This window comes from Micromonospora sp. NPDC049151, from assembly GCF_040648395.1.
Classification (GTDB): domain Bacteria; phylum Actinomycetota; class Actinomycetes; order Mycobacteriales; family Micromonosporaceae; genus Micromonospora.
Map to the genome: position 1 here is coordinate 39091 of NZ_JBEZDP010000027.1, position 12586 is coordinate 51676.

Below are 12586 nucleotides of genomic sequence, written 5' to 3' on the forward strand. Positions count from 1 at the left end.
CGGCCCTCAGGTACTTCCCTCTCGTGGCCCGACCACGGCCAACCGCCAAGGCGCTGAATGTCCGCATCAATGATCTCTGCGCCCTCGCCGACCGGGCCAATCGAGAGAACGACCTCGCCGGGGCATCTGCCGTCTACAACCAGGCGGCACTGATCGCCTCGGACTGCGGCCAGGCCGAGCTGGCCCGGCAGTGGTGCCACGAACATGCCGACGCGTACCTGCGCGCCCTCCCCTTGGGCGCGCAGGCCGCGCGGCATGCACTGGAGCCGCTGGTCAATCTCGCCCGCCTGCACATCAGAGACGGCAGCGGCGACGCCGCTCTTGAGCTCCTCAACGACCTCTTCCGGGCGGTCTCATCGCGCACCGACGCCCTGATCGACGGCTGCCCGCTGCCGGCGAGCAGGCTGATCCGAAGCGAGGACGACCATCGCGAAGTTCGGCAGTGGCTCTGGAGCGTGCTTCTCGCTGACGGAGCACGGGCGTTGACTAGCGCTGGCCGATGGCAAGAGGCGTACGAGCACCTTCAGCGGCACAACGGCATCGGCCAGCGGATGCTCGACGGGCGACAGGTCGCCGTCATCGCCCGCGCGACCGCTGGAGACATCGAACACGCCCGCATGATGATCGATGACACCACCCTTGGTGAGGTTTGGGAAGAAGCCGTCACAGCATGTCTGGCCCTCCTGTGCGCCCGTGCCGCCGGCGAAACGGCAGAGGCCTACCTCGACCCCCTGATCAGCAGCTATCGACGGCTGCCGTCGATACCTCACCTTGCCGTCTTTCATACTCGCCTTGGGCTTGCGATCATCGATGCAGTCGGTGGCGTTGATCATCCCAGCGCACGGCGAGTCGCCGCAGGCCTAGTCCAGCAAGCCCTCAACCTGGATGACGCCTATGTTGTCCGTGACCTACTGCGCCACGCCGAGGTCCTTACCGTCATTGACCCGCGATACACAGCCAAACTGGTCGAGAGCCTGCGAGCACACGGTCCGACGGATCAGAGCATGCCTCTCGCCACTCAGGGGCAACTGGTGCAGTCCTTGGCGATCAGCAGAGTGGTCATCCAAAGTGAAGGTCAGCCGGGGGCTGCTCGTTAGATCCACACTCCCTACATCTCAGCGGGAAGCGGGAGTGTGGATCTAACGGCACCTCTCTGTGTCAAGGCGTCGGCAGCAGAGAGGTCTCCGTGTCTTTGATCATGGTGCGGTAGACGACGTCGGACAAGCGCCGCTTCAGGCAGCGCATGGCCTCCTTGTGGGTCTTTCCGGCGGCTCGTTTGCGCTGGTAGTAGTCCCGGCCCGGGGTCGCTCGTTTGATCTGGGCCATGGCCATAACGTGCAGGGCGTAGTTCAGCTGCCGGTCGCCGGCGCGCGAGAGGCGGTGGCGTTGGACGTCACCGGATGACACTTCTATCGGTGCGACGCCGCAGTACGAGGCGAACGCGGAGTCCGACCGGAACCTGTTGACGGCGCCGGAGCGGGCCAGGATCTTCGCGGCGGTGACGTCGCCGATGCCGTGCAGATCGGTCAAGGTGGTGCCAGACGCTGCGACCGCAGCGGACAGCGTTGCTGTCGCCTCGGCGATGCGCCTATCGAGGCGCCGCAGCTCGCCGAGCAGTTCCACGGCGACCTGGCGCATGGTGCGGGCCAGCACCGCCCGTGGGCGGATGCTGCGCAGCGCAGCGGCTGCGCTGTCGGCGGTCAGTCCGCGGGACAGGCCGGCGGGAACGAGCTGTGCCAGCAGCGCATGCAGCCGGTTGACGATCTGGGTGCGGCTGCGGACGGGGTCATCGCGGTGTTCGGTGAGGCATCGCAGGGCGGCGATCGCCTCATCCACCACGGCGGTGTTGAGCCGAGCAGCGGTGTGCGCGGCGATCCCGACCGATAGGGCGTCGGCCTGGTCAGTCTTGCGGCCGTGCCCGGTGGAGAGCATCCGAACGCGGCGGGCGAGCTTCGCGGGCACATCAACGACGTCGACGCCGTCGGCTGCCAGACGAGAGGTCAACGTGGCACCGAGGCCGGTGGCACCTTCGACCGCCCAGACGGCATGCGACCAGCGGCCGGCGAAGCGACGTAACTGCCGATAGCCGTCACGGTTGACCTCGACGCGGATCGCGGCCAGAGGCTGGAGTCGGTTGTCGACCGCGACGGCGGTCCAGGAGGCCTTGTGGGGATCGATCGCGATGACGACCCGGGGTGGTGTTGACGACGCGGCGGCGGGCACTGGTTCTCCTTGCAGGACCGGAAAAAGGGGGATCCGGCGAGGTGGGCACACCAACTTCGGGCTTAACAGACCTCTCTCGAGCCACTCTCGCCGGCGGTTATGGCCGGGGCGCAGGCCGTTCGAGGGCCAGCCCGTGGGCGGCAGGTGTTTCCCGAGCGACCCCGACCACAACCTCGAAGATCATGGCTGCAGACCCTGATCTCCGCCACCAATCCAACAAGTTGGTGTTTCCGGCCTGACCCATCGGGCGTTGTGCCTGGTGAGGAGGGTGCCGTGATGACCGCGACACTGAATGACCAGACCGGAGGCAAGAAGCGGCCTGAGCCGTCGGCGGAGGCGAAGGCCGCCGCCGAGCTGGTTCGGGCCGCGAAGGAACAAGGGCTGTCGCTGACCGGCCCGGACGGGCTGCTCAAGCAGCTGACCAAGACGGTCCTGGAGACCGCACTGAACGAGGAGATGACCGAGCACCTCGGCTATGCCAAACACGAACCTGACGGCGCCGGTTCGGGCAACATCCGCAACGGCAGCCGGTCGAAGACGGTGCTGACCGACGCGTCGGGGCCGGTGCGCATCGACGTGCCGCGGGACCGGGCTGGCACCTTCGAACCGCAGATTGTGCGTAAGCGGCAGCGTCGCCTGTCCGGGGTCGATGAGGTCGTGTTGTCGCTGTATGCCAAAGGCCTCACCACCGGAGAGATCTCGGCGCACTTCGCCGAGATCTACGGGGCCTCAGTCAGCAAGGAGACGATCTCCCGGATCACCGACAAGGTGATCGAGGAGATGACCGACTGGTCCCACCGGCCCTTGGACGAGATCTACGCTGCCGTGTTCATCGACGCCATCGTGGTCAAGGTGCGGGACGGGCAGGTCGCGAACCGGCCGTTCTACGCCGCGATCGGGGTCACCCTCGACGGCGACAAGGACATCCTCGGCCTGTGGGCCGGCGCCGGCGGTGAGGGCGCCAAGTTCTGGATGAGCGTGCTGACCGACCTGCGCAACCGAGGCGTCAAGGACGTGTTCTTCCTCGTCTGCGACGGCCTCAAAGGGCTGCCGGAGGTGGTCACCAACGTGTGGCCTCAGACCGTGGTGCAAACCTGCGTGATCCACCTGATCCGCAACACGTTCCGGCTGACGTCGCGCCGGTACTGGGACGAGCTGAAGCGTGACGTCAAGCCGATCTATACCGCGGTCAACGCCACCGCCGCCCGGGCGGCGTTCGACGACCTGGCCGACAAGTGGCGCGGCCGGTATCCGGCGGTGATCCGCTTGTGGGACAACGCGTGGGCGGAGTTCATCCCGTTCCTCGACTACGACCTGGAGATCCGCAAGGTCATCTGCTCCACGAACGCGATCGAGTCGCTCAACGCCCGCTACCGGCGGGCAGTGAAGGCCCGCGGCCACTTCCCCAACGAGCAGGCCGCGTTGAAGTGTCTGTACCTGGTGACTAGGTCCCTGGACCCCACCGGAGCAGGCAGAACCCGATGGACGATGCGCTGGAAACCCGCGTTGAACGCCTTCGCCATCACCTTCAGCGACCGCTTCCCAGCCGCTGAAACCTACTAACCAAGATCGCCGGAAACACCGATAGCGAGACAGCCCCCGGGAAGCCCACAGCCACGGGATGGGTTGGGCTTGATGGACGCCCTTATCAGGCCGGAAGAACTGTATTCAGTCATTCATAGAGCTGACTTTTGAGAGTGGAAGGCGGATCCGCACCACCCGGCCGCTAGTTATCGTCGATGTCCGACCGTCTTATGTCGACTCCCGTCGTCCCAGTGAGATGAGAAGGATGAGACAATGAGCAAACCGTCCCAGATCGGTCTAGCCGAGGTGTTGTGCCAGCTACGTGCCGAGTTGTCGCTCGCGCAGCAGGGTGGGGATGGCCAGCGTCTGCGCTTTGAGGTGACCGAGGCCGAGGTAGAGCTGGAGGTGGCGGTTAGCCGGGAAGGTGGCCCGGGCGGCAAGGTGAAGATCGACGTAGTCGCACTTGGCGGCGTTGAGCTTGGCGCGGAGGCCAAGCGGAGCACCGCACAGACTCATCGCATAAGCCTGAAGCTCACCGTCACTGACGAGGTGGCTGGTGGCAATGCGAAGGTCAGCTCCACCGCACGCCGTGGCTGGAAGGACTGAGTGGACGAGAACAGCCTCGTCGACATCCGTGCTGGTGTGGGCGAGAAGGTTGTCAGATGCGGCACAGGCTATCGGATCGGCCGAAGCCTCGTGCTCACCGCCGCACACGTGGTGCAGACCGGCGACGGACAGCCCTATCCGGACATCCTCATGCTGATCGGCCACCCGTCGATGGGAGATCGGGAGTGGCGTACCGGGACGGTCGTCTGGTCCGGCGGCGACAAGACAGACCTTGCCCTCGTGCGCATCAGCCCGCTTGACGACCTACGCCCGCCGCGATCTACCACTCTTGTTCGGTACAGTGGGAGGAGGCCGTACGCTTACACCGGCCTGGGGTTTCCTGACTTTGCCGGCTACGGTACGTCGACCCGGCATGTGGAGCAGCTCGACGGCACCATGTATCCGCTGTCGACGGCTGAACGCGGGTTGCAAATCGTCGAGCAGACCAGGTGGCCGCGTCGAAGCCAGAACGAGCCATGGGCGGGGGTTTCCGGCGCGGCGATCTTCGTGGACGGCCGATCCGATCTCGGCGACGAGAGCCTTCTGGTAGGCGCGCTGGTCGAGAGCACTAGCGTCTCCGAATCCCGACTGCTGCTTTGCCCGATCACTAGGCTGATCGAGGACGCAGAGGCCAGGCGTGCCATCGGAAAGGACGGCGTCGAGATCCGGCTCATCGAAATCGGTGATCCCCCACAAAAGCCGGCACTCTACAACTGGGTTGCGGCCCTCCTGTGGCCCTTGCTGTTCGCAGGCGCGGTGATCGCGGTTGCCGCGCTCCTGCTCGCAGTTCTCAGCGCAGTTGTGCCCGAGCGGTTCTTCGGACTGGCGGCGTTCCCGGTGGCCCTCGCACCTGTGCTATGCGTCGGCTGGGCGATAAAATCAGTCGTGACCCGATGGCGCAAGCGCCCCGGCGCGACCGGCGAACGAGCCGCGGAGCTGCGAGAAGAGGCCAAGCGCTTCGGGGAGACGATCTATGCGCGAGAGCAGCGCAACCAGGCGTCCGCTACCTACGTCACCGATCCGGGTGACAGACCAGCCGACGTGACTTTTCGTGAGCACTCTATTACTTATCGCGACGTCAGCGGCAAGCGAGCGGGCACATTGGAGTCCGTGCACGGGTTCTACGAAGCTACCCCGTCCCGTCGGCTAGTGATTCTTGGCGAGGCAGGGTCGGGAAAGACTGTCCTGGCGACTGCGCTGATTATCGCGATCATCCGGGACGGTATTCGTAACGGGACCCTGGGCAAGTCATCACGCTATCCCGTGCCGGTCCGCTTCAATCTCGCGAATTGGCACGATGTGCATGCAAAAGGGGCGGACTTCGGCAGGTTTCTCAGCAACCAGCTGCACGCCGAGTACGGCCTGCCCGAGGTGTTGGCGCAGCGGCTGGTCGATGAGGGCCTGATCCTGCCGGTACTCGATGGCCTGGACGAGATGGATCGGCTAGAGACTCCGGTGGGGGGCGCAGCGTGGTCCAGCGCCGCCTCGCGCGCCCGCCGCGCCATCCTGCAGATCAACGACTATCACCGCGAGCACGTTGACGAACGGCCCTACGTGCTCACCAGCCGAGACCAGACGTACACGCGGCTAGGCACTCGGTTGTCTGGTGCGACGATTGTGACGATTGACAGTTTCGGTGCAGACGAGATCGTCCGCTACGTGCGGGAACGGCTCGAGGCAAGGCCCGATCTGTCTTCCCGGTGGGAGCCGGTGCTTGCGCAGCTAGCGGCCGCGGGAGGCTGCTTCGCCGAGCGGGTGTTGCGCACTCCGTGGCGCTTGATGCTCGCGCTCACCGCGAGTGGGCAGGGCCTCTTCGACCCAGCCGATCTGCTGGTTCATGAGCCCGAGGCAGTGGCGGACGAGCGAGTCGAAGAGGTGCAGCGCCAACTCGTCGGCCGGTTCGCCAGGGCGACACACGGCCGCCTGACGGACATCGGCAAAGCGGACCAGTCATTCACCGTGCGTAGCCCTGAGGACCTGGAAACCTGGCTGGGACAACTGGCACGATTCCTGAAGCGCTACGGGGGCACTCCCATCTCAGCGCGTGAGGCGATCTCCGGCACCGACCTCAACCTACACACCATGTGGCCAATCGCTGGCGACCGATTGGTCCGCTTCGTGCACGTATCGATTCATGCAGTTGCAGTTACCCTCTTCGCTGTTCCCTGCCTGCTCGCTGTCCTAGGCGGCGCTGGTCACGGGCTCGCGACAATCACCGACCTGCCCACAGCACTCTCCGAGCTGGATGGCTTGGACATGCTGCGACTGTCCTGGCTCGTGGGCGCAGTCGCGACCCTCTATGTGTGGGCGTGGTGGCTCGGTGTGACAAAGCATCCGTGGCGGTCCAAGACCAGATACGCGCAGGTACGGACGCTGAAGATGCGGCAAATGTCGATCCGCGAGCGGGTCGTCGCGGCGATTGAGATTGCCCTGGCGATCGGCGGATCCTTCGCGCTACTCGCTTATCTGCTCGCCGGTCCGCCGGCCGCCATCTTGATTGGACTGGTGGTTGGGGGTGGGTTCGCGGCGGCCATGGACCGTGTTCGGCTCGACCGCGGCCTAACCGGCGGTTTCCATCCCGGGCTGGCCTGGCTGAACGACATGGTGCTGGCTACGGCGCTGGGCGTTACGGGCGCAGTCTTCTTCCCATCAGCGCTGAGCTACCCGGCTGGAGCCGGGGCGGTCTTCGGGTTCGTCATGGGATTCGCTGGCGCTTTCGTGCTGAGCTTGCAGGCGTGGCTGCGGTACGTGATCGCCATGTCGATCATGAAGCGACGCGGCCTACTCCCCTGGCGGCTTGGCGCCTTTCTACACTGGGCACGGACCGCTGGCCTCTTCCGCATCTCGGGCACCGGCTATCAGTACCGCCACATCGAGCTGCAAGAGTGGTTCGGGGCAGGCGTTGACGCTCCAGCCCGTATGCGGCACGCCGTACCTGGCTCTGCACCCGTTTCCAATAGGCAGGCCGAGAGCGTGTAACGCATTCTCCAGGTATTCGAGGCGGTGATCGCGACGGTGCCGGCCCGGCACCGGTCTGGGTAACGATGCTCGGCCACCCGGCCCGCCTCGTCCAGGGCCGTAGGGCTGGCTACGGCGTGCCCGGCCGGATCCCCGACCTGCAACATGACCCGCGTCGCCGACAGACCCGGTCCCCGAACATGTTGATAAGCCGGTCCGGGGCGTCGCGGGTACGGATCGACAAGCCTGACCCGACCAACCTCCTCCGCTGTTCCCGCCAGCTGGGGCCTATCAGATGCGCCAGGCCACTCCCGCTGTCCAAGGACATCTAGACCCCGCTCCGGAGAGGTAGGCACAAGAGCAGATCCATCTAATCGGCGGTCGTTCGCGGGTTGGAGGGGCGAACAGATCCGAGAAGATCGGTCGAGCCAACAGCACGACTTGAACCGGATCCCACGGGCCGCCTTCGCCAAGGTCCGCAGCAGGTGCGAGTGACAGCAGTCGTGCCCCGCCGGTTGCCCGCGCGCAGCAGCCGCTCCGACAGGCTGGTCTGCTGCTGACGGCCGAAGGCCGGGATACCTCTGGCCTGATGCCAGCGATGAAAAGGATTACTAGAGTGCCGCCTGTGAATGTCTCCAGCACGGCCCGCCGTATGCTGGTCATTACCGGCCTTGCTGTCCTTGCGACATTTCTGGCGCGGGCGAGCCAGCGGCGGGCCGTACGGCTCGACTACGACGACGGGGTGTACTGGCAGACCGCGCTGGCGGTGGCCGACGGATACCAGCCGTACTCGGACGTGTTCTTCGCGCAGCCGCCGCTTTATGCATGGCTGTCCGCGCTGCCGTTCGCTCTAGACGCTGGGGAAGTGGGGTCTCGGCTACTCACGATCGGCTGGGCGTTGCTGCTCTCGACCGGAGCCGGCGTGCTGGGCGGACTACTCGCCGGCCGGTATGCCGGGATGGCCGCAGCCCTGCTGGTGGCGCTGCTGCCGCCGGTGCAGCGCTACTGCTTCCAGTTCGGAGCTGACCTGCCTACCGCCGCTCTGGTCACCTGGTCGGTGGTCTGCGCGGTCCGGGCACGGCCGCGCTGGTGGCTTGCCTCAGGGACGCTGCTGGGCGTGGCCGGGGTCATCAAGCTCATCACGGTGGTTGCGATACCCGCCCTGCTCGTGGCGGCGCTGGCGTGCCGGCGGCGACTGGCGGCTCTCGCGTCGGTGTCAGTTTCGGCCGTGGCGGTGTGCGCCCTAGTCCTGGCCGTGACCAGTCCGCCAGAGCAGGCGTGGGATCAGATCGTCGCGCTACACCTAACCGCGGCGGACATCCAGGACCAGCCGGTCCCCGGCGGTACTATCAGCATGCTCACCCTGTGGATCGTGCCGTTCGGCCTGCTGTCCGGAGCCGGGACCTACCTCTGCTTGCGTCGTCTGCCCCGGGATCGGCGCCTCCCGGTAGTCGCGCTCGTGGTGTGGGGAACCACCGGGGTGGTCTTCGCGGGCCTGCACCGGCCGATCTTCGAGCACCATTTGCTGCTGTTCGTCGCTTCGGGTGCCGCGATCACGGCCGCCGGCTTCTTCGCGTTCCTGCAACCGAAGGCGCAAGTGTTGACGACAGCGGCGCTGGCGCTGATCTGCGTCGTGCAGGCGCTGATGCTGCCGGTCAGTCCGCGTTTGGAGAGTACTGCCATGCTGCGCTGCCTTCGGGCCCTGCCCTCTGGGTCGGTGCTGGTCACCGACGATCAGGAAATCGCCGCCCGTGCCGGCCTGCGCACACCGCCCTGGCTGGCCGACACTTCACGCGTACGAATCAGCAGCGGCCACCTAACCACTGCCGAGATCATCGCCGGCGCGAACGGCGCCGTCGGTGTCCTGTTCGCCCCGCCGGACCGGGCGAAGTTCGTCGATCCGGCCATCACGGCGTGGGCGCGTCGCGCCTTCCCCCTCACCTATGCGGCCGACGGCTACCTTCTGGCCGTCTCTACCCCGCTGGATTGCGCCTCATGACGTTCGCCCACGACCGCAACACCGAGACTTCCCTGCTGTCGTTCGCCGAACGGCCGCTGAAACGCCGGCTGGCGGCCCAGGTTTCTCGGTTCGTGGGCACCCGCACGCTCACCATGGTCACCCTGCCGCTCGCCGTCGCGGCTTTCGCCTCCAGTGCGGCCCACTGGTGGACCGTCACGGCCGCGCTCGTGGCAGCCCAGTATTTGACCGACCTGGTGGACGGCGAGGTCGGCCGCATCCTGGAGTCTGGCCATGTGCGTTGGGGATATCACATGGACCACTTCCTAGACGCGGTCTTCGTCGCCGCCATCTTCGGTGGCTACCTGGTGGCGCTGCCCGGCGCGCGGCCCGCCGCCGCCGCGCTGCTGGTGGTGTGCATGTTGTTCCTGGTCAACGCGCATCTGGAGTCGGCCGCAACCGGGACGACCCGCTTGAAGCGCGGTCGGGTCGGCCCCACCGAGATCCGGGGGCTGCTCGTGGTGGCCGACCTCGCGATGGCCCGCTTCGGCACCCGGTGGTTCGAGGCGGCTCTGCCCTGGATCGCGGCTACCGGTGTCGGGCTACTCGCCATAGCCGTGTACTGCGCTCAGCGGGCGGCAGCGACGATTGACCAGCCCTCCTGAACGAGACAGTCGCGGGTGAACCGGATACCGCCCTGAGTCAAAATCCCTATACCGCGTGGTCGAAATAGTTGCCCTGCTCGCTCAGCCTGAGCCGAAAGCCCAACGTTCGGTGCGGCACCGTGACTAGGCCAGGGTGCCGGTCCGGAGCACGACGAACGAGCGCGGCCCGGGAGACCTTCGAGCGGGAGACAAACAGCTGGTTCGTGCCCACGAACGGAACAAAACCCAACCAGAACGGTTCCGTCTTCTTCACCTCAGCTGAGTCGAGGGATAGCGCCGGGCTGTCAGCGAAGACATGGAGATAGAAGTCAACCCTGGCTCGCCAAGCCGACCGAGGACCGCCGCTCTGCTGAAGCTGGCACGCTTTCCAGAACGCCAACTCATCATCCGGGATCTCCCCGAGCCGTACCCATCCGTCCGTGTCATCGAGGCTCGGCTCCCTTACATGCGGCCAGTCGTCTCCGAAGCAGGCCCACGCGTCTCCTCTAGCACCCATGGCTCGAGGCTAACGGAGGTCGCTGCGCCAACTGGATCCGGCAGGGTAGTGCGACGGTCCGACAGAGCCTGAGCCCTCCACTTTGGAGCGCCTTCTGGCTAAGCTACGGGCGTGTCCCCTGACGAAGGCTTCGAACAGATCCCCTCCCATCTGTGGCAGTACGCGCAGGACCAAGCTTTCCTAGCCGATGCGGCCGTCGAGATGAAGCGGTTTCTTACCGAGTTGGCGCGGGACGCCAGTATCGATGTCCACTTGGTGGAGGCACGCCCCAAGACCCTGGACTCTTACAGGAGAAAATCAGAAAAGAAGAAGGACGACGGAACGCCGAAGTACACCGACCCTGCTGCGCAGATCCAGGACTCCGTGGCGGCGCGAGTAATCGTCTACACCACCCGAGCACGCAAGGACTTGGCAGACCTTATCGTCAGCCGCTGCCCGTATCTAGAATGGGAGAACCCCGGCGAAACTAAGCACAACGGGTATGACAGTGAACACATCATCATCTCCGGCATCAAGGGCCCTGACGTACAACGTTTCCCGGTCCTCGCAAAGTACCTCGACAAGTACGCGGGCCTGGAAATCCAGGTACGCAGCGTGGCGGGTCATGCATGGGCGGAGTACGAACACGACATTCGCTACAAGTCCGGCGCCTACCAAGAGCTGACACCCAGCGACAAGGGCCTCGTGGATCAATACTTTATTGAGGCGGGCGGTATGCGCCGGTACATGGATAAGATCTTCGACGAGATCGAAGATCTACTCCGGCCGCAGGACACCAGCGACGTCGCGTCGGCTGATGAGCCGGTGATCGGGGTGGACGAGCCGTCGCCGGAGGCTTTTGACCCGACTCAACTTGACCCAGCAACTCTGGGCGACCTTGTCGCCAACCGCTTCCCGACAGATGAGCCGGGCGACCTGCCCTCGCTCGCCGTCCTCGTCGAACAGTTGGCCGCGCTGGGGGTGACCACGATCGGCCAACTCGAAGCGGCGCTCTCCAATCTCGAAAAGGGCAAGGTAGCCCGGCTGATGGACTATCCGGCCGAGACGACCCGCGTTCGGAAGTTGGACGACGAGTTGCTCGCCATCTTCCGCGACCGATACGTCGAAACTGCCGAGGATGCAGACCGGCAGCAACTGCTGCGCCTACGGCTCCGCCGCGTGCGTGGTCGGTTCACGATCTATTCCTTGGAGGAGCCAAACGGCGTCCGGCGGCCCGTCGCCGCCGCGCGGGCCGTACGTGATCTAGTAAAGTTCGTCGCGGAGCGCGAGGGTGTCCCGGCGACGATCATCAAAGGCGCTGTCGGCGCAAATCACGACGACGTGACCCCGGGATATTTTCCGAAGGAAGTGTCAACCGCCGCCGGCCCGGTGTTCGTCGCTACGAATCTGACCCGCGCCTACGCCGAAAATCTGATGCGCGAGCTGGTCTCACGCGTCCCGGGTTCGGGAATGCGTGTTCAGCGCGCCGGCGACCTGCTTTGCGAGGCGCCCCCGGAACCCTCAGCGGCGGATCCGAACTGAAGCGTGACGTTGATCCTCGTGCTTACACTGATCTCCGCACCGCCGCGACCCCACAGGCCAGCAGGAACGCGAGCGCAATCAGCCCGATCCGTAGCCACGGCACATCCCGGGTCGGCCGTGCGCCGACCGACACCGCCAACCCCAGTTGTGTCAGCAGCGCTACGCAGATGACCACGCTCAGCGCCCGGTACATGGCGCCGAACTCGGACCAGAACACCCAGGTGCCGTAGACCGCGGGTACGACCATCAGCAGGCTCAGGCCGATCAGTGGAACGGCCAGCCTCCATCGCATGCGGGCGTTCACCGTCGCTCCTCACGGCCGTCGGCGGCGGTGCCGTCCCACGGATCCATGTCGACGGTCAGCGCCGCGCCTGCCTCACGCAGCTGCTGCGCCTGCCGCTCCCATTCGGCGCGCTCGTCGCGAGGAATAGCGTCGCGCTCGGCCAGCGAAGCCGTGAAGGCGTCGTCCAGGGCACGGCCGTGCCAGGAGAACTGGATCGCCGTACGGAGGTCCGCTTCGCCGCGAAGGACGGTGCCTGCCAGGGAGCCCAGGGGATCGTTACCGCCACGGCTCCTGGCGATTGTCGTGAGGACTGCCCGGGCTAGGGGCTGGCGGTGGGTCTCGTCTGTCATGGA

The 12586-nt window shown here is 65.8% G+C and carries 10 protein-coding genes; 7 read left to right on the forward strand and 3 right to left on the reverse strand.

Annotated features, from left to right (window positions below; translation table 11 throughout):
- Window positions 1-23: 23 nt before the first annotated feature.
- Window positions 24-1097: a hypothetical protein gene (locus tag AB0B20_RS25310; protein ID WP_357474011.1), complete on the forward strand. Its 1074-nt coding sequence runs from the start codon at window positions 24-26 to the stop codon at window positions 1095-1097.
- A 61-nt stretch (window positions 1098-1158) separates the two neighbouring features.
- Here the strand turns inward: AB0B20_RS25310 and AB0B20_RS25315 are convergent, their stop codons facing one another.
- Entirely contained in the window at window positions 1159-2223 is a 1065-nt protein-coding gene (locus tag AB0B20_RS25315) for an IS110 family transposase (RefSeq protein ID WP_357474014.1), read from the reverse strand.
- 276 nt (window positions 2224-2499) lie between these two features.
- Here AB0B20_RS25315 and AB0B20_RS25320 point away from each other — a divergent pair, with 276 nt between their 5' ends.
- From AB0B20_RS25320 to AB0B20_RS25345, 6 genes are all read left to right on the forward strand, one after another.
- Window positions 2500-3786 carry an IS256 family transposase gene (locus AB0B20_RS25320; RefSeq protein WP_357474016.1) on the forward strand — a complete coding sequence of 429 codons (1287 nt, stop codon included), beginning with the start codon at window positions 2500-2502 and terminating at the stop codon, window positions 3784-3786.
- A 234-nt stretch (window positions 3787-4020) separates the two neighbouring features.
- On the forward strand, window positions 4021-4353 hold the full coding sequence (locus AB0B20_RS25325; protein ID WP_210891793.1) for a trypco2 family protein: 333 nt from the start codon (window positions 4021-4023) through the stop codon (window positions 4351-4353).
- A complete protein-coding gene (locus AB0B20_RS25330; protein ID WP_357474020.1) occupies window positions 4354-7332 on the forward strand; it encodes an NACHT domain-containing protein in 2979 nt (992 codons plus the stop codon).
- Window positions 7333-7936: 604 nt separating this feature from the next.
- Entirely contained in the window at window positions 7937-9310 is a 1374-nt protein-coding gene (locus tag AB0B20_RS25335) for a glycosyltransferase family 39 protein (protein WP_357474023.1), read from the forward strand.
- The gene (locus AB0B20_RS25340) at window positions 9307-9933 is read left to right on the forward strand and encodes a CDP-alcohol phosphatidyltransferase family protein (protein WP_357474026.1); all 627 of its coding nucleotides are present in this window, start codon (window positions 9307-9309) and stop codon (window positions 9931-9933) included. Before AB0B20_RS25335 ends, AB0B20_RS25340 begins: the two co-directional genes overlap by 4 nt.
- A 607-nt stretch (window positions 9934-10540) precedes the next feature.
- Window positions 10541-11950 (forward strand): hypothetical protein, encoded by a 1410-nt coding sequence (locus AB0B20_RS25345; RefSeq protein WP_357474030.1) that lies wholly within the window; start codon window positions 10541-10543, stop codon window positions 11948-11950.
- Window positions 11951-11972: 22 nt separating this feature from the next.
- Here AB0B20_RS25345 and AB0B20_RS25350 read toward each other — a convergent pair whose 3' ends face one another.
- Entirely contained in the window at window positions 11973-12254 is a 282-nt protein-coding gene (locus tag AB0B20_RS25350; protein ID WP_210891784.1) for a hypothetical protein, read from the reverse strand.
- A complete protein-coding gene (locus tag AB0B20_RS25355; protein ID WP_357474034.1) occupies window positions 12251-12583 on the reverse strand; it encodes a hypothetical protein in 333 nt (110 codons plus the stop codon). The genes AB0B20_RS25350 and AB0B20_RS25355 overlap by 4 nt, the downstream gene beginning before the upstream one ends.
- Window positions 12584-12586: the final 3 nt, after the last annotated feature.